Annotated in this window: 19 protein-coding genes; 6 read left to right on the forward strand and 13 right to left on the reverse strand. The window is 67.1% G+C overall.

Features of this window, described 5'->3' with window-relative positions; all coding sequences use genetic code 11:
• Positions 1-77 precede the first annotated feature (77 nt).
• Together ASD04_RS09045 and ASD04_RS09050 are read left to right on the forward strand one after the other, a co-directional pair.
• Entirely contained in the window at positions 78-1,052 is a 975-nt protein-coding gene (locus ASD04_RS09045) for an acetyl-CoA carboxylase carboxyltransferase subunit beta (protein ID WP_056255595.1), read from the forward strand.
• A gap of 251 nt (positions 1,053-1,303) precedes the next feature.
• Positions 1,304-2,599 carry a folylpolyglutamate synthase/dihydrofolate synthase family protein gene (locus ASD04_RS09050; RefSeq protein ID WP_056255597.1) on the forward strand — a complete coding sequence of 432 codons (1,296 nt, stop codon included), beginning with the start codon at positions 1,304-1,306 and terminating at the stop codon, positions 2,597-2,599.
• 130 nt (positions 2,600-2,729) lie between these two features.
• Here the strand turns inward: ASD04_RS09050 and ASD04_RS09055 are convergent, their stop codons facing one another.
• The 11 genes from ASD04_RS09055 to ASD04_RS09105 all read right to left on the reverse strand — a co-directional run bounded on the left by ASD04_RS09055 (position 2,730) and on the right by ASD04_RS09105 (position 17,873).
• Positions 2,730-4,412 carry a glycoside hydrolase family 3 N-terminal domain-containing protein gene (locus ASD04_RS09055; RefSeq protein ID WP_056255599.1) on the reverse strand — a complete coding sequence of 561 codons (1,683 nt, stop codon included), beginning with the start codon at positions 4,410-4,412 and terminating at the stop codon, positions 2,730-2,732.
• Between the two features lie 244 nt (positions 4,413-4,656).
• Complete coding sequence (gene trxA / locus ASD04_RS09060; RefSeq protein WP_056255600.1) at positions 4,657-4,980, reverse strand: thioredoxin; 324 nt, start codon at positions 4,978-4,980, stop codon at positions 4,657-4,659.
• Between the two features lie 237 nt (positions 4,981-5,217).
• The gene (gene trxA / locus ASD04_RS09065) at positions 5,218-5,541 is read right to left on the reverse strand and encodes a thioredoxin (RefSeq protein WP_056230721.1); all 324 of its coding nucleotides are present in this window, start codon (positions 5,539-5,541) and stop codon (positions 5,218-5,220) included.
• Between the two features lie 80 nt (positions 5,542-5,621).
• Positions 5,622-9,044, reverse strand: a complete 3,423-nt coding sequence (addA, locus tag ASD04_RS09070) for a double-strand break repair helicase AddA (protein WP_056255603.1) — start codon at positions 9,042-9,044, stop codon at positions 5,622-5,624.
• Positions 9,035-12,064, reverse strand: a complete 3,030-nt coding sequence (gene addB, locus ASD04_RS09075; RefSeq protein ID WP_056255604.1) for a double-strand break repair protein AddB — start codon at positions 12,062-12,064, stop codon at positions 9,035-9,037. The genes addA and addB overlap by 10 nt, the downstream gene beginning before the upstream one ends.
• Entirely contained in the window at positions 12,061-12,753 is a 693-nt protein-coding gene (locus ASD04_RS09080; protein WP_056255606.1) for a nucleotidyltransferase family protein, read from the reverse strand. The genes addB and ASD04_RS09080 overlap by 4 nt, the downstream gene beginning before the upstream one ends.
• A 285-nt stretch (positions 12,754-13,038) precedes the next feature.
• Complete coding sequence (locus ASD04_RS09085) at positions 13,039-13,932, reverse strand: hypothetical protein (RefSeq protein ID WP_056255608.1); 894 nt, start codon at positions 13,930-13,932, stop codon at positions 13,039-13,041.
• Positions 13,929-14,837: an ABC transporter ATP-binding protein gene (locus ASD04_RS09090; protein WP_056255609.1), complete on the reverse strand. Its 909-nt coding sequence runs from the start codon at positions 14,835-14,837 to the stop codon at positions 13,929-13,931. Before ASD04_RS09090 ends, ASD04_RS09085 begins: the two co-directional genes overlap by 4 nt.
• A complete protein-coding gene (locus ASD04_RS09095) occupies positions 14,834-15,205 on the reverse strand; it encodes a GntR family transcriptional regulator (protein ID WP_056255611.1) in 372 nt (123 codons plus the stop codon). The genes ASD04_RS09090 and ASD04_RS09095 overlap by 4 nt, the downstream gene beginning before the upstream one ends.
• 182 nt (positions 15,206-15,387) lie before the next feature.
• A complete protein-coding gene (locus ASD04_RS09100; protein ID WP_056255613.1) occupies positions 15,388-17,202 on the reverse strand; it encodes a histidine kinase in 1,815 nt (604 codons plus the stop codon).
• Positions 17,199-17,873 (reverse strand): response regulator transcription factor, encoded by a 675-nt coding sequence (locus ASD04_RS09105; RefSeq protein WP_056255615.1) that lies wholly within the window; start codon positions 17,871-17,873, stop codon positions 17,199-17,201. The genes ASD04_RS09100 and ASD04_RS09105 overlap by 4 nt, the downstream gene beginning before the upstream one ends.
• A gap of 141 nt (positions 17,874-18,014) precedes the next feature.
• On the opposite strand from ASD04_RS09105, the gene ASD04_RS09110 reads away from it, so the two are divergent.
• Positions 18,015-18,500 carry a hypothetical protein gene (locus ASD04_RS09110; RefSeq protein ID WP_056255617.1) on the forward strand — a complete coding sequence of 162 codons (486 nt, stop codon included), beginning with the start codon at positions 18,015-18,017 and terminating at the stop codon, positions 18,498-18,500.
• On the opposite strand, the gene ASD04_RS09115 is transcribed toward ASD04_RS09110, so the two are convergent.
• Both ASD04_RS09115 and ASD04_RS09120 read right to left on the reverse strand, forming a co-directional pair.
• Positions 18,497-20,164 carry a TadG family pilus assembly protein gene (locus ASD04_RS09115; RefSeq protein WP_056255618.1) on the reverse strand — a complete coding sequence of 556 codons (1,668 nt, stop codon included), beginning with the start codon at positions 20,162-20,164 and terminating at the stop codon, positions 18,497-18,499. The two genes, ASD04_RS09110 and ASD04_RS09115, sit on opposite strands and share 4 nt — an antisense overlap.
• A complete protein-coding gene (locus ASD04_RS09120) occupies positions 20,161-20,586 on the reverse strand; it encodes a TadE/TadG family type IV pilus assembly protein (protein WP_056255620.1) in 426 nt (141 codons plus the stop codon). The genes ASD04_RS09115 and ASD04_RS09120 overlap by 4 nt, the downstream gene beginning before the upstream one ends.
• 391 nt (positions 20,587-20,977) lie before the next feature.
• Here ASD04_RS09120 and ASD04_RS09125 point away from each other — a divergent pair, with 391 nt between their 5' ends.
• The 3 genes from ASD04_RS09125 (at position 20,978) to ASD04_RS09135 (ending at position 23,358) form a co-directional block, all read left to right on the forward strand.
• Positions 20,978-21,736, forward strand: coding sequence for a copper homeostasis protein CutC (locus tag ASD04_RS09125; RefSeq protein ID WP_056255622.1), 759 nt, complete (start codon positions 20,978-20,980; stop codon positions 21,734-21,736).
• Positions 21,737-21,854: 118 nt separating this feature from the next.
• A complete protein-coding gene (locus ASD04_RS09130) occupies positions 21,855-22,511 on the forward strand; it encodes an aquaporin (RefSeq protein ID WP_056255623.1) in 657 nt (218 codons plus the stop codon).
• Between the two features lie 67 nt (positions 22,512-22,578).
• On the forward strand, positions 22,579-23,358 hold the full coding sequence (locus ASD04_RS09135; RefSeq protein WP_056255625.1) for a siderophore ferric iron reductase: 780 nt from the start codon (positions 22,579-22,581) through the stop codon (positions 23,356-23,358).
• Positions 23,359-23,416: the final 58 nt, after the last annotated feature.

The raw sequence follows: 23,416 nt of genomic DNA on the forward strand, positions 1-23,416 counted from the left end.
GCCCTGGGCCCAACCCCCTGATAACATTCGCCACAATCGTCCCCTAAGTGACGCGCAGACGCTCGTGAGGCCTTGCCATGAACTGGATCGACAATTTCGTCCGCCCCAAAATCCGCTCCATCCTCGGCAACAAGCCGGCGATCGCGGAGAATCTCTGGGTCAAGGACCCTGAATCTGGCGAGATGGTGTTCTATCGCGATCTCGAAGCGAACCAGTGGGTGGTGCCCAATTCGGGCTATCACATGAAGATCAAGCCGGCTGACCGGCTCAAGACCTTTCTCGACAATGGCGAGTATGCGCTGGTGCCGGTGCCCAGTGTTGCCGTCGATCCGCTGAAATTCCGCGACCAGAAGCGCTATCCTGACCGGCTCAAGGAAAACCGCGCCAAGACCGGGTTCGATGACTCGGTGATCGTGGCCACCGGCAAGCTGTTCGAACGCGACATCACCGTCGCCATCCAGGATTTCGATTTCATGGGCGGCTCACTCGGCATGGCGGCCGGCCAGGGCATCATTACGGGCCTTGAAACCGCTGCCAGCCGCAAGACCGCCTTCGTGCTGTTCGTCGCCTCGGGCGGCGCGCGCATGCAGGAGGGCGTGTTGAGCCTGATGCAGATGCCGCGCACCACCGTCGCCGTTTTGCGCCTGCGCGAAGCCGGCCTGCCCTTCTTCGTGGTGCTGACCAATCCCACCACCGGCGGCGTCACCGCCTCCTATGCCATGCTGGGCGACGTGCACCTGGCCGAGCCCGGCGCGCAGATCGGCTTTGCCGGCGCCCGCGTCATCGAGCAGACCATCCGCGAAAAGCTGCCCAAGGGCTTCCAGCGCTCGGAATATCTCTACGAACACGGCATGGTCGATATGGTGGTGCATCGCCACAACCTGCGCTCGACCATCGGCTCGCTCTCGGCCATCCTGACCAAGGCCGAAGCCTCCGGCGCGCTAACCGACACGGCTCCCGCAGTGGTGCGGACCAGCCTGCGCGACGCCGCCGTCGCCGCCGAAGGCGATGGTGGCGACCTGCCCCCGGTGGCTGCCGCCCACGCGGAATAACTTGATCTGTTGCACCGAGCGTGGGCTCCCTCTCCCCTGAGGGGAGAGGGTGGGGTGAGGGGTTCAGTGTTGGTGAAAAGCACGAGGCCCATTGCGGCGCTGAACCCCTCACCCGACCCTTCGGGTCGACCTCTCCCCTCAGGGGAGAGGTGACTTCCGCTCCATGGAAGCCGCAGAACCCTGGATACCCCGCTCTTGCCGACCTCCTGCATCGGCGCTAACTCATCGGTCTCTTCCCTCGGACCGTCTTCATGTCCCGTACCGATGCCATTCTCAGGCGCCTTTCGGCGCTGCACCCCAAGCTGATCGATCTCAGCCTCGACCGCATCATGCCGCTGCTGGCCGATCTGGGCGACCCGCACGAGCATCTGCCACCGGTGATCCATGTCGCCGGCACCAATGCCAAGGGCTCCACCATTGCCTATCTGCGCGCTTTTCTCGAAGCGGCGGGCAGAACGGTCCATGTCTACAACTCCCCCCATCTGGTGCATTTCAACGAGCGCATCAGGCTGGCCGGCAGGCTGGTCGGCACGCGCCGGCTGAACGCGGCGCTGGAACAGGTGGAGAGGATCAACGCCAAAAGGCCGATGACCTTTTTCGAGATCACCACGGCCACCGCCTTCCTGCTCTTCGCCGAGACCAGAGCCGATTACCTGCTGCTCGAAACCGGCATGGGCGGCACCTATGACACGACCAATGTGGTGAGCCAGCCGCTGGGCGTGATCATCACCCCGGTCGATCTCGACCATCAGGGGTTTCTGGGCAATACGATCGGCGAAATCGCCGTCAGCAAGGCCGGCATCTTCAAGCGCGGCAGCAAGGCGGTGATCGGGCTGCAGCGCGAAGAAGGCCGCGCCGTGCTCGACAAGGCGGCGCGCCGGCTGGGCATCACGCCGGTCTGGCAGGGCGAAGATTTCCACGGCGTGGAGCAGGATGGACGGCTGGTCTACCAGGACGAATCCGGCCTGCTCGACCTGCCGCCGCCGGGCCTGCTTGGCGCGCATCAATTCGACAATGCGGCGCTGGCCATCGCGGCGGCACGCCATTTCGGCCTGCCGGTCGATGAGGCCGCCTTCTCCCAGGGCCTGCGGCGGGTGAACTGGCCGGCCCGCATGACGCCGCTGCAGACCGGGCCTTTGCGCGACCTGCTGGGCCCCGGCGCCGAGCTGTGGCTCGACGGGATCCACAATGCCCATGGCGCTGCGGCGGTGGCGACCACGCTGCGCGCGCTCGACCGCGCCCGGCCGGCGCCGCTGGTACTGATCATGGGGCTGATGAACACCCGTGAACCGGCCGCGGTATTGGCCCCTTTCGCCGGCATGGCGCAGCAGGTGCTGACGCTGACCATTCCCGGCGAGGCCAATGCGCACAAGGCGGTCCATATTGCCGACGAGGCAAGCAAGGCGGGGTTCGCGGCGCGGCCGATGCGCTCGGTGCGCGCGGCGCTCAAGGCGGCCGCGGCGGTGCCCGATGCCAGGGTGCTGATCTGCGGTTCACTCTACTTGGCGGGGGACGTCCTGGCGAAGAACGGCACGCCGCCGGATTGAGTGCCACGCCCTCGTGGTTCGAGGCGCTGAAGAAGCGCACCTCACCATGAGGGCTGTTGATGCACCGAGTTGGCAGTAGCCCTCATGGTGAGGCGGGAGCGTAGCGACCCTCGAACCACGAGGGCGTGCCTCAATACTTCCCCTGCTCGCTGCCCACGAACGGGTCCACCGGGCTCACCCCGGCAAACGGCACCCTTCCCATGATCGCCTCGACCACCGCCTCCTGCATGGCTTCGCTCGAGCCATAGGCGTTGACATAGGCCGGCACGCGCGGGGCATCGTAGAGATAATAGGGGTAGCCGAAGGAAATCATCAGCGTCGGAATATCGTGCCAGAGCCGGCTCATGGCGCCGAAGACCGAGCCGGTGAGTCTGGTCCAGTCAAGGAAGATGCGGCTGCGGGTGAGCAGGGTTTCCTCGGCAAACAGATAAAGCACCAGGTCATAGTCGCGCGGGCTGACCGTCATGCCCGGCGTGTAGACCGTGACCGCGAAGCCCTCCTTTTCCAGCCGCTCGGGCAGGCTGAGCGGCAGCGGATGGGGCACGAAGGGCAGAACAACGCCGCCGGAATAGACCAGCACGCGCCTGTGCCGTGCCGGCGAGAGCGGCAGCAGGTTTCTCACATCCTTGACCAGCGTCGGCACACGCGCCGTCACCCCTTGCGCCAATAGGCGGTTCTCCTCGGTCGCCACCACGGTCCGCGCCGTATCGAGATTGGGCTCGGGGCGATCGGACTTGTGCAGGCCCAAAGCCGCCTTGAGCGCCAGCACGCGGGTCACCGCCTCGTCCACGCGCTCCTGGCTCAGGCGCCCATCGGCGACGGCCTTGACCAGCCGCATCAGGTCGCCATTCGGATCGTCGGAGAAGAGGATCACATCGCAGCCCGATATGATGACTTCGGGCAGCACTTCGTCGCGCGGGCCCCAATCGCCCATGCCGGCCATCGGCGTGGCGTCGGAGACGATGAGGCCGTTAAAGCCCAGCTCGCGCCGCAGCAGATCCTCGTTGAGCAGCTTGCTCAGCGAGGCGGGCCGGTAGGCCTCGGCGCCGGCATCAGGATCGAGCGCAAGCACGAAGGCGGGCAAGGCGATATGGGCCGACATGACGCTCATCACGCCCGACGCGATGGCCTTGCGGTACAGCCGGCCGAAGGTCTTTTCCCATTCGGGCATGGAGAGCGGATTGACGGTGGTCACCAGATGCTGGTCGCGGTCGTCATAGCCTTCGCCCGGCCAGTGCTTGACCGTGGCGGCCACGCCATTGGCCTGGAAGGCGGCAATCTGCGCCAGGGCGTGGCGCTCGACCCTCTCCATGTCGCTGCCATAGGAGCGGGTGCCGACAATGGCGCTGCGCCAGGCGGCGTTGATGTCAATGACCGGGGTGAAGCTCCAGTTGAGCCCGACGGCATGGGCTTCGCGCGCCATGATGGCGGAAATGGCCGATGTGGCCTCGACATCGTCCACCGCGGCGAGCCCCAGCGGGTTGGGAACCGAGGTCCCAAAGGGCAGGCTCATGCGGCTGCCTTCGAGATCGGCGCTGATCAGCAGCGGCACGGCGCTCAGCGTGCCCAGGTCGCGGGCCAGGTTGATCTCGGCGGCCAGGTCCGGCGAATAGATGCGGGTTATGCCGCCCGGCTTGAAGCTGCGCACGGTTTCGGCCACTTCGGCGGGGCTGCCGCGTTCCAGCAGCACGAAAAGCTGGGCCAGCTTGTCGCGCGGGGTAAAGCCATCGCGGGTCGCAGCCACCCAGGCCATGGCCTCGTCATCGAGGTTGAACGGCGCGGCGGAAAGGTCGATCGGGGCCAATTGGGGCATTCTCCGGAAGTCTTCTTATGCCCTTTTCTAACAGGTGATCGGGGCAAAAGCAGCACGGAGGTTGTGGGCGCCCTGTCTCCCCAAACACCGTGTCATCCCGGCCTTGAGCCGGGATCCATCCTGAGATGGTGGACTATGCCCCGGTGGTTCGAACGATCCACCTTGCGGCTGCGGCATGATCTCGAGATGGGTCCCGGCTCAAGGCCGGGATGACATCGAGTATGGGGATATAGGGAGCTCCACCCTAAGCCGCGTGCATTTCCAGCCATTTGATGAGCTGCACGCGGGACTGCCCGGCGCCCACCTTGAGGTCGACCGGCTCGCCATTCTTGAAGATCATCAGGGTCGGCATGGAGCGCACATTGTATTGCACGGTGATGCCCGGATTGGAGTCGACGTCGAGCTTGACGATCTTGACGCGGTCGGCAAGCGTTTCGGCCAGTTCATCGATGGCCGGGCTCATGGCCTTGCAGGGTGGGCACCATTCGGCCCAGAAATCCACCAGCACCGGGCGGTCCGACGCCAGAACTTCAGTCGCAAAATTGGCGTCAGTCACATGCAGGGCCATCGTTCCATCTCCATCGGTATAGGACGATAGAGGCTAGACAGAGTCGATGGACTTGGGAAGGCATACAAGATTTGGCGGGTGGCGACGAAAGGGACCCATACTGCTTCGTGCCCCACAACCCCAATCGTCACCCCCGGGCACGGCCGGGTTAAGCAACGGCGGTGGAAACAACGGCGCACAAACAAAAACACCGCCGGGTCTCCCCAGCGGTGTCATGGTCAATTCGCTATAGGCGGATCAGGCGGCGTGGCCCTCGAGCCACTTGGTCAGCCCCGCCTTGGGGGTGCCGGCGCCGATCTTCATGTCGGCGGCTTCGCCGCCCTTGAACAGGATCATGGTCGGGATGGAGCGCACGCCATACTGGCTGGCAATGCCCGGATTGTCGTCCACATTGAGCTTGACGATTTTGACCTTGCCGGCCAGTTCGGTCGACAGCTCATCGAGCACGGGTGCGATCGCGCGGCATGGCCCGCACCACTCTGCCCAGAAATCCACGAGGACGGGCTCTTTGGAGTTAAGGACTTCCTCGCCGAAATTGGCGTCGGAAACGTGAGTAGTCATGGGTTTATTGCCTTCTGGGTTAAAGCGGCGGTCTCTGTGCGCCTAAAGCTGGGTAGAGTCCAGCACCGGCACAAGCACACTCACCGCATGGTGAAGCCCCGTGCGCCTGCCGCCAGCATGTCTGGTGGCAGAAACATCAATGATTCCAGTCGTGTCCACAGGATTGCCGCGCGCACCTCTCGTCCGGGGAAAAGCTGACCTGCAACTAACGCATATAATCCGAGCTGGGTAAGATAGTTCCCCGGCACATCGCCCGGCCCCCCGGGCACCGATGCGTCGGACTTGTAGTCCACCACCGTTACACCCGAGTCGTCAATGACGAGCCGGTCGATGCGCCCGGTGAGGCGGATGTCCTCGCCATCGCGTCTTGCCGCAACGAGAAACGGCACTTCGGCGCGGCTGCCGGGTCCGAAGACGGAGCCGAGCTCGGGGCGGGAAAGAATGGACATGGCCTTGGCGCCAAGCGCGGCATGGCTGGCCGGCGCATCGGGCAGCAGGGCCGTCAAGGCCCTCGGCACGACTTGAGCCCAGAGGCCGGGATCGAGCCGCCCCAGATGCTGCAGCAAAGCATGGAGCGCAATGCCCTCCCGGCGCGCCGCATCGGCATCGCGGGCCTGCTCGGCGAGGCTGTCGAGCGCGAGGACGGGGGCGACACGACTGCCGGCCAGCGATGGCGACAGCAGCGGCATGGTGGCGGGCGGCGGCACCGGGTCGAGACGGAGAGGCGCACGCGCGGGCTGGGCCGGAGGGGGGATGCTGGTGACAGGCTGGGGCGCCACGCGCTCGCGCGGATAGATCAGCGCGAGTTCGCGGGTCTGGTCATCGACCTGGCTCTCGGCATGCGGGCGCAAGGCCGCTTCGATCACCTGATACCAGGTGCCGTCGGTCTTGCCCTTGGGCGTCAGCGCACCGGTGACATAGAGTTCGTCTTCGGCCCGCGTCATGGCGACATAGAGCTTGCGCCAGTATTCCTTGAGCAGACCGGCCTCGATCGCGTCGCGCGCCGCCTTGCTGCCGGCGACGTGCTGGCGGCCGCCCGAGGCGTGCATGAGCAGCGGTCCGGGCGCCTTGTCCAGCACATAGACGGGGCGGTTGACCTGGCTGCCCTGTGGCTTGCTGGCGGCGTCGGCGAGGATGACGACCGGCGCTTCCAGCCCCTTGGCGCCATGCACGGTCATGACCCGAACGCCGCCGCCGGTCTCATCGAGGTCGCGCTTGATCGAAATTTCGGTCTGCCGCAGCTCGGCGACAAAACCCTGCAGCGAGGGCTGGGCGCCCTGCTCGTGCTTGAGCGCCAGATCGAGCAGTTCGGCAAAGACCTCGTCCACCTCGTCGCCCAGGCGCGCGTGAAAGCGGCGCAGGCCGTCCCCGGCATAGAGGACCGCGGTGAGAAATTCGAAGGGCCGCTCGAAATCGAGCTCGCCCCGCCATGAGGCCAGCCGCTCATAGGCGCGCCGGCAATTGGGCCGGGTAGTGGTTTTCAAGGCACGCCACAGCGACGTATCCAGCTCGCGCTGCTGGGCCAGGGCGTAGAGATCGTCCTCATCGACATCGAAGAGGGGCGAACGCAGCAGCGCCGCCAGTTGCAGGTCGTCGCCCGGATTGAGCAGCACATCGCATAGCGCCAGCAGGTCGAGCACGGCGATATGGGTGCTGACCTCGAGCCGGTCGGCGCCGGGCGTGGGCAGGTTGCGCTTGCGCAGCGCGCGGATGATTTCCTGGAACAGGGCGCCGCGCGACTGCACCAGGATCAGGATATCCTGCGGCTTGACCGCCACGCCCCGATTGGCCAGCGGCCGCTTGGCGGCGATCCATCCGGCGATTTCGCCGGCAATGCGTTCGGCCACCTGGCGGGGCGCCGTGCGCTCGCCGCCCTGCGGTTCGACCGGCCAATCGGCGCCATCGCTGGCGCCGGCAAGCTGCTGGATCGGCGGCCAGAGCGTCACCAGCCCGCCGGTGGACTGGCGCGCGGTATCGTGATGCACCTTGTCGTCCGAGAGCAGGGCCGCCTGGATGTCGGGCTGGTCGCTGACCAGGTCGACCGCCCTGAGGATTTCGGGCAGGGTGCGGAAGCTGGTATGCAAAGGCAGCTTTTCGAAGGGCAGCGCATGCTGCCTGGCGCGGACGGCGAAGTCGCTGCCGGTCTCGGCAAACAGGGTCGGCTCGGCCCCCTGGAACGAATAGATCGACTGTTTCTGGTCGCCCACGGCAAACAGCGAGCGGCGGCGGTTGGCGCCCGCCGCCCCGGTGAAGAATTCCTCGGCGATCGAGCGCACCACCCGCCATTGTTCGGGATTGGTGTCCTGGCTCTCATCGACCAGCACATGGTCGATGGCCGTATCGAGCTTGTACTGGACCCAGGGGCCAAGGGCGCTGTCGCCGAACAGATTGCCCAGCCGCTCCACCAGATCGTCAAAATCGAGCAGCGAGCGGGCGCGCTTGCGGGCCTCGTAGCGTAGGGCGATGGCGGCGACGACATCGAGCAGGGCCTCGCTGCGCTCGATCAGCTGGGCGCTGCGCAATTCGGCGAGCAGGGTAACGAGGCGCTCCGCCTCGTCCGCCACGGCCTGGGCCAGCGCCGGATCGGCCGTCCACACGGCCTTGGCGGGAAAGTTCTTCGGCAGTTCGTCGTCACCGGTCAGGAAAATCCCCTTCCAGTCGGCTGGGCGCGGGTGATCGGGATCGACACCCCGCATCTTCTTGAGCAGTGCATCATTGGCAATGGCCAGCAGCCGGCGGCAATCATTGCCATCGAGCAGCCGGCCATCGACGATTTCGGCTTCGATGGAAACCGTGGCGCGCGGGAAGGACACGTCGGCGATCTCGCGCAACCTGGCCTTGGCCGCCGGCAGGTCGGCGAGAACGGCGCGCAGCTTGCGGCCATCCATCAGCGCCAGCTCGATGGCCTGGGCAATCTGGAAATCGCTCAGCAGCGCGAAGAGGGTTTCCACGGCATCGGCCGGCCCGATGCCGCGCAAGCCATCGGCCAATACGGCCTCGCGGGCCGCCAGCACCATCTGCTTGCGCTCGGCGTCTTCGATCACCGAAAAATCGAAGGGCACGCGGGCCTCGAGCGGGAAGCGATGCAGCACGCTTTCGCAAAAGGCGTGGATGGTGAGAATCTTCAGCCCGCCCGGCGTTTCGAGCGCCCGGGCGAACAGGGTGCGGGCGCGCTCGACCATGCCGGGCACGAAGTCCTTGCCTTCGATCTCCCGCAGTTCCTTGACCAGCGCGGCCTCTTCCATGGTCGCCCATTCGGCGAGGCGGGTGGCGACGCGGCTGCGCATTTCGGCGGCGGCGGCCTTGGTATAGGTGAGGCACAGGATGGCCTGGGGCCGGACCCCGCTCAACAGCAGGCGCAGCACGCGGCGCGTCAGCACATAGGTCTTGCCCGAGCCGGCATTGGCCTCGACCCAGATGGACCAATGCGGGTGCGAGGCCAGTGCCTGGTTCCGGCGCGTTTCGGGCGGCACGGCCATGTTGCCGCGATTGGTCACCACCATTGGATGATATCCTCGTCATCCTCGTCGACGGCGGTCCACTCCGCCATGCGCATCAGGTGATCGTAGGCGCCGGGGAAGCGCTGCTGCTTGACCGGCAGGAGCCGTGGCGGCATCGGCGTCTGCCGGAACAGGAACAGCTCGACATGGCGCTGCATGCGCCGGACGATTTCGTCGGCCGCGCCCATGATGGTATAGCCATCCTCCAGCCCGAACCCCTTGTCGATGAAGGCATCGGGCCCCAGGCCGATCTTGATGTAGCGCAAGGCCGCGGTATCGAGCGGGGGCACCGGGGCCATGCCGCCATGCTTGGCCATGGCCACTTCGAGCAGCATCTGCGGCGCTTCGAAGGCCCGCATGACGCCGGGCTGGGGCACCGAGCCGGTCTTGAAGTCGATGATTTCGAGCCTGCCATCATGCAATTCGTCGACCCGGTCGGCCCGGCCGGTCAGCGCGAAGCCGGTGGGCAGGTCCCAGCGGCCGTCGATTTCGGCGTGGCGGCGCTTTACCCGATCGTTGCGCTCGCGCTCGAAGGCCAGGAATTGCTGCGCCGCGGCGGTGAAGCGCCGGACCCAGATGTCACGGCGCTCGGCAATAGCCTCGAAGCCGGCGAATTTCTCCAGGGCGATCGCCTTGAGGATATCGAGGGCGCCCGGATCGGTGACGGCGTGGCCTGCCAATACGAAATCGGAGAAGATGTCGTGCACGGCATTGCCGCGGTCACGGGCGTCGGCGGAGGCACCCAGGGCATCGATGGGCCGCAGCCGCAATACATGCTTGGCATAGATATCGTAGGGTGAGCGCATCAGCGTCTCGATCTCGGTCACCGAAAGCTTGCGCGGCCGGACATCGGGCGGCGGATTGGGCGCCGGCCGCGGGGCGCTGGCCACGCCGGCAACGGCGTCGAGGCGACCGGCCAGATCCAGCCATCGCGCGCCGCGTTGCCGCCAGTCGCCCGCCAGCCCGGCGCCGGCAAAGGCTTCCAGGCGCTGCAGCAGCCGCGAGGGCAGCGACGGGCTGGTGCCGACCCGCTGGGCATAGGCGATGATGACGCGCTCGTTGCCCATGCCCTGGACGAAATCGTGCGCGGCCTGTCCCTGCCGCCGCTCAGGCGGTTCGAGCCTGGCGGCCAGCCGCATGCCGCGGCTGAGCCAGGGGCCCGGATCGGCCGTTTCGGGCCATTTGTCCTCGTTGAGGGCAGCCATGATCAGCAGATCGGGATTTTGCAGGCGGGCTTCGAGCTGGCCCCAGATCATGATGTCCTGCCGCCGGGTCTCGCGGGTTCGCACCTGGAAGCCCACCATCAGGGCCTGCAATACGCGATCGAGCCCGCGTGGCTCGAAGGGGTGGCCGGCATCGGTCTGCGCCGCCATCTGCGCGGCCCAGGCGGTCAGCTCGTCACGGCCGGGGCTGTCGGCGCCATCGGCAGTCAGCTCGAAGCTGCGGAACAGCGCCTCGGCAAATTCGCTGGCGGTAATGCGCGGCCTGGCCATGAGCGCGAGCAGGGGCGCCAAAGCCGCCTCGATCCGGTCGAACAGCGCCTCGATGGGCTGGCGGTGACGTTCGTGAAGGCGCTTGGCCGGGTATTTGGTGACCTTGGCAATATTGGCCTCGAGCAGAAGGCGCAGGCCCGCCAGCCCCGGCGCAGCCCGCTGGCCGCGCAGCAGGCCCAGCTCGATACTGTCGGCCAGCCGGGAGACGTCGGGGCGCGGCTGGCCGAACATGGCCGCCCGATTGCGCAGCAGGGCGACAAGATCCACGGCGCTGCCGCTATCGGCGAAGCACACGATCTGGCGCAGCAACCGGCCGGAAGCGGACTGGAACAGCGGCGCGCCGGCAGCGTCATCGACTTCGATGTCGAAGCGCCTGAGTTCGGCAGCAATGCGCCGCGCCAGGTTGCGGTCGGGCGTGACGATGCCCACGCTCTGCCGGTTTTCCAGGGCCTCGCGGGCCGCGAGCGCCACCGCGCGGGCCTCCTCGTCCTCGTTGCGGGCGGCGATTATCGAGACCCCTGTCGTGGCCAAGCCGTCCTCGATGGGCATGGCATGGGCCTTCTGCGCCGGCCAGCGCGTGGTGTCCTTGGCCAGGGCCATGGCGCGGTTGACCAGTGTGGTGCGCGGACCAGGAAAGTCGGCCAGTTCCACGACGGCACTTGCCGGGCTGCCAAGCTCGGCCAGCAACCGTGCCAATTGGTATTGCGGATGGCCTTGCGGGTTGTGCTCGCCATCCAGCAGGTCGGCCTGGTCGGCGGCATCGATGGTCGTGTCGAGCCCCGGCAGCACCACGGCGCCGCGCGGCAGGGCGTTGATGGCCTTGAGCAGTCGGGCAGTGGCGGGGATGGAGCCGGTCGAACCGGCGGCGATAACCGGCCGATCGCCCCAGAGCAGGGGCGCGGCCTGTGCCTGCCGGTCGAGCCGCTGGCCGCGCAGGCGGGCGCCGTCCTCCTGCCCCTTGTCGCGCAGGCGCTCGGGCCAGTAGGTCAGCGCGATATCGAGGAAAGCCAGCGTCTGCTGCCAATAGGCACCGAGATCGCCCGCCAGCTCGGGCACGATGGCGCGGATATCGGCGGCACTGCGTTCCTCGGTCAGCAGGTCATCGATCAGCAGGCCGAGCGATTCGGACATGGAAAGGATTTCGGCGGCGGTGGGCGGGCTGGAAAACGCCCGGCGGCCCTCCGGCGTATCGGCCCAGGCCGCGACCAGCCGCGACAGCACCAGCCGGCGTTCGAGCGGGCTGGCGGGCGGCAGGGGCGGGGTGACGTCGAAGGGCGGCAGGAACGGCTCCTCGTCCTCCACTTCGCCGCCGAAGGTGCGGATATCGGGCAGCAGGCCCCGATTGTCCCGGTGGCCGGCAAAGGCGTCGGCCAGGGCCAGCCGGGCGCGGCGGGTGGGCACGACGATGGTAACGTCGCTGAGCCAGAGGGGCTGGCTGCGATCCCAGCCGGCCAGCAAGGTGCCATCCATCACCTTGTCGGCGAGGGTGGCGAGAAATCGGGCATGCGGGGCGATGGTATAGAGCGTCATGGCGCCAGCAGCCGTTCGGTTTCGGCCAGCGCAGCCGCATCGCCGACATGGAACCAGGGCGCATCGAGCACCACGCCGAACAGCGTCTCGCGCTCCAGCGCCGCCTCGAACAGGTCGGTCAGCGGGAAGGCGCCGTCGGGCGTATCGTCGAACAGGGCTTTGCCGAGCAGGGCCACCCCGGCATAGATCACCGGCGCGCCATAGTCGCGGGTGACGTCGCCCCGCGGCGACAGGCAGAAATCGTGGCTGCGGGCAAACCCGGTGGCGTTGCGCGGATGCACGCAGAGCAGCACGATATCGTGCGGGCCGGCATAGCGGGCGAGCATCCGCGCCAGTGGCGCGTCGCTGCCCGATGGCCAGAAGGCATCGGTATTCATCACCAGGATCGGGTCGGAAGCCAGCATGGGCAAAGCCCGCTTCACGCCGCCTCCGGTGCCGAGCAGGTCGTCCTCGCGGCTGACCTTGAGCAGGCCGCCGAAATGGGCAAGCAGCTGGTCGGCGCGATAATGGGCATTGGCGACAAAGCGTTTCGCCCCCTCGGCGCGCGCATTGGCCATGATGCGCTCGATGAGGGGAATTCCCGCTACCGGCACCAGCGGCTTGGGCAGCGTCTCGGTGACCGGCCGCAGCCGCGTGCCGAGGCCGGCCGCCAGCAGCATCACGTCGGGGAATCGGACGGCTTCGGTCATGAGCGGATATGACCGGGCGAGAGCCAGGATGTCCAGTGTTGGGGGAGAGGGCCAGGCCCTCCCCCTTGTGGGGAGGGAAGCGCAAGTCACCTCTCCCCTGAGGGGAGAGGTGGACCCGAAGGGTCGGGTGAGGGGTTCAGCGCTACGTCAGGCACCATGCCATTCACCAGCACTGAACCCCTCACCCCACCCTCTCCCCTCAGGGGAGAGGGAGCCCGCCTTCAGTGGAAACTCACCATATGCGCCTCCCCGCAAAGGGGAGGGTGGGTCCGGTGGTCGCGGCAATCAGTTATCGTTGCTCCGCCGGCGATACTCACTCCCCAGATACATCACGACCAGCGCGAAGACCACGCCGATGCCGACCTGGGTCCAGTCGACCCGGCTCAGCAGGTCGGTGGCATAGAGCAGGCCGTTGAACGGCGCGGTGCCGGCGAACCAGGCATCGATATAGCCGTCCTCGACCAGCGGGAAGCTGGAGCGATAGCTGAGATAATCCCAGGTGCGGGTGGTGAAGGGATGCAGGCCTCCCAAAGTCACCCATTCCAGCGTGGCGACGATAGCCGGCAGCACTAGCGATACGGGGATCGCCCAGCGGCCGATGGCGGTGGCCAGGCCTCCGACCAGCGCCAGATAGGGCAGATACCAGATGAGCCCGACTGCGAAGCTGACCAGGATGGCCAGCGCGACATGGAGATAGACCATGGCGATGCCGCCCAGGGCGGCGACCGTGCCGGTGCCGTTGATCAGCATGGTGACATAGGCGACGCCATAGAGCAGCAGCCCGCTCAGCAGGGCCACGGCATAGACCGTGCCCGGCAGGATGGTGAGCGCCGCCGTCAGCTTGGAGAGCAGCATCCTGAAATCGCCGACCGGCATGGACTTCCAGAACAGCATGGCATTGTTGCGCTTGTCGGCGGCGAAGCCGTCGGCGGCGTAGAAGAACAAGGTGGCCATCAGGTAGAAGGACCAGCCGACGCCGAAGCCAAGAAAGCCCATTTCATAGATGCGCAAAGGCGCGACGGTGAGCATGGCGCCCGAGAAGCGCGCATCGACCCGCCCGACCGTGAAGGCCAGGATGGTGGCGCCGAACAGCACCGCCACCAGCAATAGCGGCCCGAGCAGGAACGCCCCACGATGCTCGATCAGCTCGCGATGGACGAGAGCGGTGAAAGCCTTCATTGGGCGGTCTCCGGATTGGCGGTCGGCCGCTGCATCAGGGCGACGAACAGGTCGGACAGGGTCGGGGTCGAGAGCTTGCCCAGCGGTTCGAGCAGGCTGCGGTCGACGCCGTCGAAGATCATCACGGTCTGCCCGAAACGGGTTTCTTCATAGACCGGATTGTAGGCGCGGGCGGCGGCCTGGCTGTCGGGATCGTTGACCACCAGCTGGGTGAACTTGTCGTTCACCGTCTCCATCTGCATATGCAGGATCAGTTCGCCATCGCGGATGAACATGATGTCGGAGAGCATGAACTCGATCTCGTCCACCTGGTGGGTGGTGATGAGCAGGGTCCGTTCCTCGGTCATGTAGTCTTCGAGCAGCCGCCGGTAGAAGCGCTTGCGATAGGTGATGTCGAGGCCGAGCGTCGGCTCGTCCAGCACCAGCAGCTTGGCGTCGATCGCCATCACCACCGCCAGGTGCAACTGGGCGATCATGCCCTTGGACAGGTGCTTGATCTTCATCTCGGGGCGGATATCGGTGCCTTCGAGGAAGCTCTGCGCCTTGGCGTGGCTGAAATTGGGATGGATGTTGCCCAATAGCGCGAAGAGTTCGCGAACCCTGAGGAAACGCGGCAGGCTGGCCACGTCGGAGATGAAGGCGACATTCTCCATCAGCTTGGCGCGCCTGGCGAAGGGGTCCTCACCCAGCACGCGGATAGTGCCCTCGCAATTGGTCAGGCCCAGCATGGCGTTGAGCGTCGTGGTCTTGCCGGCGCCGTTATGGCCGATCAGCCCATAGATGCGGCCGGGAGGAATGTCGAAATCGAGGCCATGCAGGATTTCCTTGCGGCCGAAGCTCTTGCGCAGGCCGCGGGCGGAAACGATGGGTTCGATATCGAGGGAAGCGGTGGAAAGGTCAGTCATTTTTCCGCACCTTTGGTGACAGTGGAACCGGACAGCAGGGTCTGCAGATCGAGGTCGAGCGCCTTGATCTGGGCGGCGATGCGCGGCCAGTCCTCTTTCAGAAACTTGTCGCGTTCATGGGCGAGCAACTCGGCCCGCGCTCCCGTTTTTACGAACATCCCTAGCCCTCTGCGTTTTTCGACCACGCCGACATCGACCAGAGCCTCGAAAGCCCGGGTGACCGTCAGCGGATTGACCGACAGGTCTGCGGCGATCTGGCGGACCGAGGGCAATGCTTCGCCCTCCCCGACCGATCCGCGCAGGATCATCTCGGCAAGCCGCTGCCGGATCTGCACGAAGATCGGCTGGCTGGTATGAAAGTCATCCATGTGTGGTGCCTATGTAGTGTGATAGTCTTGTAGCACACTAAAACGATGCGTCAAGAGGGAGAAGCGGGATGCAACCTCATCAGCGATCGTCACCCTCGGGCTTGACCCGAGGGCTCTGCCCTTTGCGGAGCGCCCATTAAGTGAAGTGTCCTCGGGTCAGGCCCGAGGATGACGGCCGGCGGTCAAGCGTCCAACAGCCTTTGCGGCAGGGTCAGGCGCAGCAGGGCGCCGCCTTCCAGCCGTTCGAAACTGGCATAGCCCCCGATGGAGCGGGCGCGGCGGTGCATGTTGCCGAGGCCGTGGCCGGGGCGGGCGGGCTCGTCGGCAGCGCCGTCATTGACCACGGCGATCACCGCCGCACCGTCGCTGCCCGCGCCCCCCTCGATGCGGATATGGCTTGCCGGACCATGCTTGAGCGCATTGGTCACCGCCTCCTGCATGATGCGCAGCACCGACAGCGCATTGCCCGGCGTCACGCCGCCGATGCCGGGCAGTTTTTCCATCGACCAGTCGAGGCCCACGCCGAGCCGGCGCAATTGCGGCTCCAGCCGCTCGCGGAAACCGGCCAGGGCCAGCGGCAGATCCTCTTCGCCGATATCGAGCGAATTGATCACCAGCCGCAGGTCATCGAGCGCCGCGCGGGCGGAGCGCTCGATGGTGGGCGCATCGGCGCCGCGCTCGCTGAGGGCGATGATGGAAACCAGGTGCCCGCTCAGCCCGTCATGGAGATCGCGCGTCAGCCGTTGCCGCTCATCCTCGCGCACCGCCTCGGCGGCGCGGCGGCGTTCGCGGTCATGCAGGGCCGACAATTGCCGCTCCTGCTCGTCGAGCTTGTGGCGCAGTACATCATTGGCCAGATCGAGGCTGTTGAGGCTGTTGGCCAGCCGCCGCATCAGCACCACGACGATGGTCAGCAGGGTCAGCGGGCGCACGTAATTGGTCAGCAGGAACGGCGCCTCGCGCAGGCCGGTCACCACCAGCAGGTCGCCCAGGCCGATCCAGGCGACCAGGAAGAAGGGCACGGCGAGCAGGCCCTGGTCCCACCGCCGGGTGCGGATGAAATTGGCCGCCAGCAGCACGCTCGCCACCACATGGCCGCCAATGGCGATCATGGCACTGATGCCGGTGACCAGCAGCGGCCGGGGCGCCAGCAGCAGGCCCAGGCCGAGCAGCAGCAGCGGCAGCACGCAGATGGCCGGCACCAGCCAGCCCGGCACCGGCTTTTCGGCCACCGCCAGCGCCACGCCGAGCGCCATGAGGCCGAAGGCGCACATCAGGACATGCTGGGCGGGGGCCAGGGCATCGAGCCCATCCAGCACATGGGCGAGGTCGAGCACACTGGCCAGCAGGGTCGTGCTGCCGATCAGCGCCAGCCAGCGGAACAGCGGATCGTGGCGCCGCGCGCTCCACAGCGTCAACAGGCCCAGCAGCACCACCAGATGCAGCACGAAGGCGGCGATGCGCCCCTGCCCGGCCATGGCCAGCGTCAGCCAGGGCGAGCGGCCCAGCCCGGCGCCGGATTCGAGATAGACCGGGCTCAGATAAAACGGGATGGAGGCGTCGTTGCGCAGCAGGGTCAGCACCATGTGGTTCTGGCCGGCATGCAGGAAATCGGGCGGCACGCGCAACAGGGCCGTAGCGCCCAGGGACGGCTGCAGCCAGGGCGAATCGGGCGGCATCTGCACCGCCCGGCCATTCACCGTGACGGAAAGCTGATGCCGCACTGCCGGGACATAGAGCGTCTGCGGGCGATCGGGAGCCGCAGGGAGCGCGAAGGCCAGCTCATAGCGGACGACCGAGCGCCCCGGCGCGGGCGTGCGCACCGTATCGGGCAGGGTCACTGCCTCCACCGGGCCATCGTCCACCACCAGGGCGGCCCGGTCGAGCATCAGCCCGCCCGCCGGCAAAGGCAGGTGCAGCCAGGCCGGCATGGAGGCCAGCCCCAGTGTCAGCAGCAGCAGGAGAGCTGGCGGCCATGCCAGTCCGGTTGGCCTCATAGGCGGATCAGCCCCAGCCGCGCCGCCTCGAACACCGCCTCGCTGCGGTTGGAAGCCTGCAATTTGCGGTAGATATTGCGGATATGCACCGGCACGGTCTGGCGCGACATGCCCAGCCGCTCGGCCAGTTCGCCATAGGTGAAGCCCTTGGCGACGCCCCACAGGATGTCCATTTCGCGCGGCGTCAGGCTGGGCCTGTCCTCGACCGGCGCGGCCGTTTCGCCGCGCTCGGACAGCCGCCGCACCAGTACGCGGGCGATGCGCGAGGAAATGGGCGAGCGCCCGGCCATCAGATCGGTGATGGCGTCGATGAGATCGAGCGAATCGGCATCCTTGAGCAGGTAGCCGGCGGCGCCTGCCTCGATGGCTTCGAGCACCGAGCGCTCGTCGGTCAGCACCGAAATCACCATGGATTCGGCCTGCGGGCGCAGCTTGCCGACCAACCGGATCGCCTCGATGCCATTGCCGTCGGGCAGCTTGAGGTCGGTCACCAGCAGGTCGAAGCTCTGCGCCTCTATCGCCGCCACCGCCTCGGCCAGCGTGGCGCAATCGGCGACCAGCGTAGCACCGGGCCAGCCGGTGATGATGGCAGCGAGCCGGCGGCGGATCGGCTCGTCATCCTCGACCAGAACGATCCGCAACGGTTCAGTCGCGCGCCGTGCGTCCGTCATCCCCCGCATCCCCCAGAGCGTCGTCTGGCGAACTATAGTCAGCCGGACCGGCCACCGCATACCCCTTTCATGGTATCCCGCCGCCGGCCATGCGCCCCTATGGTCCGGCCCCAGGCCTGATTGGCCAAGGGGGACCGGACCATGATCGGATATATGCGACGCTTGCGGCTGCGCCTGCTGGGGGCCTTCAGCCCCTGGCTGCCGGCCAGCGACACCACCGTCATCACCCTGCGGCCCATGCCGGGGGACCTGCATCGGGACGGGCGACCCACCGAGGCATTCTGGCAGCATCTGGTCGCGCTGTGCGGCGAAGGCTGGCTGGTCGGCGCGGGTCATTCGTCGCTGCTGCCCACAAGCCCGGATTTCAGCTTCATTTCGGCCACGGGGCGCAAGGCGCTGCGACCCTTCGGCAAACTCGTCGTCGTCACTGAACTCGCCATGTTCGACCCCGAGGGGCCGCGCCTGCTGCATCTGGTCTGCACCAATGATGGCGTGGCCGTGGCCACCGCGACGAGCCAGGTGAGCCTGGCCGTGCCCATGCTGGCGCAGCCGGCGACCCGGACGCTGGTCCGGGCAGGCGACCGCGTCGGCAGCCAGCTCAAATCGGTATCGGTGCCGACCCGCTAGCCCACCAGCACCGGATGGGAGCAGCGGACGCCGTAGACGGTGACATCCGCCTCGCCCAGCGACAGCCCAACAGCTTCGAGCAGCCGCGCCAGCGTGAGGTCGAGCGTCGGGGTCAGCGGCATGAGGATGGTCTTGAGCAGGCTGGTAAGGCTGGTGAGGTTCAGCCCCAGGCCCAGTATGGGGACGTTGAGCACCAGATTGTTCAGCAGCGAGCCGGCGAGCGAACTCACCATGGTCGCGGTCGTGGCGGTCTTGACGGCGCCGGCGGCGATATCGCTTGCGGAAAAGCCGAGCGGGATCGGCGTCGTCTGGGCGGCTTCGACCAGTGAGGATGCCAGCACCCGCAACACGGTGATGCCGAGCAGCTTCACCTCGACCAGCGGCGCCAGGCCGACAGTGGGCGTGGTGTTGAAATCGCCGAAACTGGCGGCATCGACCTCGCCGATCGTCAGGCGCAAAATGCCGGGCCGTGTGAGGATGGTGGCGCTGCCCGATGCGTCCGCCCCCGATGGGCAGGTCGCGGCCCCGACCATGGCTTCGGCCTCGGCCAATTCGAGATAGAGGGGCAGCCGGATCGGCGCGCCGGCCAGCGCGCCGCTGCCCGCCATTTCGGCGACAAGGCGCAGGCGGAGCTGGCTGGTGCGGACCACTGTGCCCATGCCGCCAATGGCGAACCAGGCGCCGCCCTGGGGCGGTTCGCCCACCGCAAGGCTCGCGGTGATCCCGGCAAGGCCGGGTATGCCGGCGGTCAGCGCCAGCGATACCTGGCGGTTGCCATCGCCGAGCGCGGCGCTGGCCGCCAGCAGGTCCAGCGCCGAAATGGCGGTGAACACCCCCTGCCCGGTGCCCGAGCCTATGGTCAGGGCGCCGAAGGCGCCGAGATCGAACAGCTTGCCCAGCGGCACGGCGCCATTTTGGCCGGCCGAGCCGGCGAGCTTGAGCATGGCGGTGCGCTCGACGCCGGTGAGCAGGCCGGCCAGGGCCCCCGCCAGGGCGCCATGATCGGCCTCGAGCGCCAGCAGGTCGTCATAGCTGCCGGCGGTGACGCCGAGCCGGGCCGCCAGCGCATCGAGAAAGGCGAAAGCGTCGACCCGGGCGCCCAGCAGGCTCTGATAGTCGAGCACCGTCAGGGCGACGCTGGTGCCGAGCAGGGCGTTGAGCACGGCATTGGCGATGCCGCCATCGAGGCTGGCGAGGCGCGAGCCCAGCGAAAACGAAACCTGGGGGGTGACCGAGGCGATGGCGGTGGCGCCCAGCGTCGGCGGCTCGGCCCAGCCGCGGGCAAAATGCAGTGCCCCTGGCCGCCCGAAACGCACCGCCACGGCATTGAATGGCGCGAGGCCCGGCGTGAAGCGATCGGCGGGCGCAATGGCGGGATCGGGATTGTAGTGGCCGGCAGTAACGGCGAGACCCTCGCTCGATCCCGCCGGCAGCAGCCCGGCCTCGACCAGCGCATCCCGCGCCAGCGCCGTCGCCGCATTGGGGTCGCTGACCGCCGCCAGCGCCGCCAGATCCACGCCGTTCTGGATCATGCGGCGCTCGTGATAGAGCGAGGCGGCATCCACCGCGACGGCCGAAACCATGGCGGACACGGCAAAGCCCATGGCAAAGAGCACCGCCATATTGGCGCGCGTATCGGCCCGGAAACGCTGCCACAGGCTCATATGCCGCCCCGGCGGATGGTGGAACTATAGGCAATCTGCTGGCTGGGCAGCGGCAAAGGCAGATAGAGGTTCCAGATCGGCAGGTTGCCGGCATCGTAGGAGAGCACGACCCGGTAGTGATCGGGATCGCCGGGCTTGTCGCCGATGGTGACGCTGAGCCTGTGGGCGTCGATCAGGGCATAGCTATCGGCATTGTCCGCGAGGAAATCCCCCACCAGCGCATTGCGTTCGGCCTCGTCGAGCCCGGCAATGGCGGTGCGGGCGGCATCGGCCGCCAGCTGCTGCAGCGAATGGGCGGCGCTGAAATAGATGCCATAGGCCAGCATGCCGGTGAGCAGCAGCAGGAAGACCGGCATCAATATGGCGAATTCAACGGCCGACGTGCCGCTGCTGTCGCGGACCCAGCCAGCAAGTGTGCGCATGGCAAATCCTCCAAGTCCCAGCATGCGCCGGGGCGGCTCACGAGGGATGACCGGAGGCGTGCGGGTTATTGCGGAGGCCGGTTGGGAAGGTGACGAAGGGTCGCCAAGACTTCGGCTTCTGCTTCCCCTCTCCCCTTGAGGGAGAGGGTGGTTCTTCCGCGTTCAGCGGAAGAACCGGGTGAGGGGTGCTGCGCGTTCCCATGCTTCAGTGCTGGAGGATAGCTCAGTACCCCTCATCCGCCCTTCGGGCACCTTCTCCCTCAAGGGGAGAAGGAGAACACGCACGCCCTGCGCACTCGACACGGCACTATGGGGTGGCCATCGATGGGAGTTGCCCCTTGCCCCAGCCCGCCCTGCACACTACCAATGCCGTACCAATTGGAGACCACTCATGAGCAAGCACCCGTTCAAGATCGAGATTTGCGTCGAGGGCATCGATGGCCTGGTGGCGGCGCAGACGGCGGGGGCGGACCGGGTGGAGCTCTGCGCCAGCCTGCTCGAAGGCGGGTTGACGCCGAGCCTGGGCGTGGTGCGCGAGGCCATGCGCGTCGCCACCATTCCCTTCCACGTCATCATCCGCCCGCGCGGCGGCGACTTCCTCTATTCCGAGCTCGAATTCGCCACCATGATCGATGACGTCAAGGCGATGAAGGCGCTCGGCGTGGCCGGCGTGGTCATCGGGTGCCTGACGCCGGACGGCCGGATCGACGAGGCCCGCACCGCGGCGCTGGTCGAGGCGGCGCGGCCGCTCAAGGTCACCTGCCACCGCGCCTTCGACATGACGGCGGATTACCGCGAGGCGATCGAGGCTTTGGTGCGCTGCGGCGTTGATCGGGTGCTGACCAGCGGCCAGCGCGATACCGCCATTGAAGGCATCGACATCCTCAAGGACACGGCTGCCATTGCCGATGGCCGCATCGTCATCATGGCCTGCGGCGCGCTCGATGCCGGCAATATCGCCACGGTGCGGCAGGCGACGGGCGTGGACGAGATGCACTTCGCGGCGCTCCATACCATCAAGAGCGGCATGGTGTTCCGCAATCCGCATGTCGGCATGGGCGGCACCGCCATCGAGCGCGAATACGAGATCACCCTGACCGATGTCGATGCGGTGCGCCGCACCATCGCCGCGGCCCGCGCCGCCGCCTGAAAATCCTGTGCTGACAGGACTCTCGCCGCTTGTCTGCGGCGGGATGTCGCAGGAAGGCTTGCATGTCGGGCGTGATTCGGCGCCGGCATGGGAAGTCTTTCTGGAGAGACCAAGCGTCATGAACAAACTAATTGCGGAATTCATCGGTACGGCGGTGCTGGTGCTGATCGGCTGCGGCGCAGCCGTGCTGGGCGGCGACGCCATCGGACAGGTCGGCATCGCCTTTGCCTTCGGCCTCGCCATTGTCGCCATGGCCTATGCCATCGGCCCGATCTCGGGCTGCCACATCAACCCGGCGGTCAGCCTGGCGCTCTATATCGACGGGCGCATGGACCTGATGAGCATGGTCCAGCACTGGGTCGCCCAGTTTGCCGGCGCCCTGGCCGGCGCGCTGATCCTCTGGGCCATCGTCGGCAGCAATGCCAGCCTGGGACAGAATGGTTGGGGGCCGGGCTATCTCGGCGAATATTCCATGCTCGCCGCGCTGATCTTCGAGGTGGTGTTCACCGCCATATTCGTCATGGTGATCCTGGGCTCGACCGGCGAGCGCGCCGCGCCGCATTTCGCCGGCCTCGCCATCGGCCTGACATTGGTGGCCATCCATCTCGTCGGCATCCAGGTCACCGGCGTTTCGGTCAATCCTGCCCGCAGCTTCGGCCCGGCCATCCTGGTTGGCGGCGAGGCCCTGGCGCAGCTCTGGCTGTTCATCGTCGCGCCACTGGCCGGCGGCGTTCTGGGCGGCCTGCTCTATCGCTTCAAGATCCTCAAGGCCTGACGGGCCAAGGCCGCCGGAGCGATCCGGCGGCCTTTCCACTGGCGCGGCGGCGCGCTAGAACCCCGCCATGGCCCGCTCATTTCTCTTTGCCCAGGATACCGGCGATGCCGCGACGACGCGGCTGATCGCGACGGCGGCGCAGGTCACCGGCTTCATGAAGGGCGAGCCCGGCGCGGCGCGGCCGGGCTGGTATCGCCCCGGCGGCGACAATGCGGCCATGCTGGCCGAGCTGCATGCAGCGCTTGCCACCACCTATCCCGCGGCCGGCCCGGCCTTTTACGCGGTACGGCTCTGGACCAACCTGCTCTGGCAGCCGGCCTATCTGGCCGTCATTGCCGCCCATATCCATGGCGCCATGCCCGATCTCGACGGCCTCAGCCAGCAGCGGCGCGGCATCTATGTCGATGGCTACCGGCTGGTGCCGGGCGCGCAGGCGGCGGGCCCCGCCGAGCTGCTGATCGACAAGGCGGCCGCGCAGCTCAAGCCCATGGCGGCGACGATGCTGGACGAGGTCAATGGGCTGGTCCGGCTCAAGCCCCTGCCGGCGCGGCGCCTCTTCGCCGACCGCATGCTGAGCCTGATGGTCTGGCTGGGTCAACGCCGCCGCGACCTGCCACCGCAAGCGATCACGGCCTATTCGGCCCAATGGCTGGACGCATTGGGGTTGACCGGGCAGGGCGACCTGGAGCCGGTCGAGGCCGGGGGCCACCGCCTGCTCATCGTCAGGCGCAAGGGGTGCTGCCTCGATTATCGCATCGATCCCGACCGCTACTGCGCCACCTGCCCCAAGCAGGACAATGCGGTTCGCCTGGCGCGCCAGACCGCCAATGCACTGGCCGAGCTTTAGCCGAAGAGTCACGCATTGGCGTGTCGATGCTAACAGTCTGCCAGCATTTTCGGGGGGT

Origin of the sequence: Devosia sp. Root436 (assembly GCF_001426345.1) — a bacterium.
Classification (GTDB): domain Bacteria; phylum Pseudomonadota; class Alphaproteobacteria; order Rhizobiales; family Devosiaceae; genus Devosia.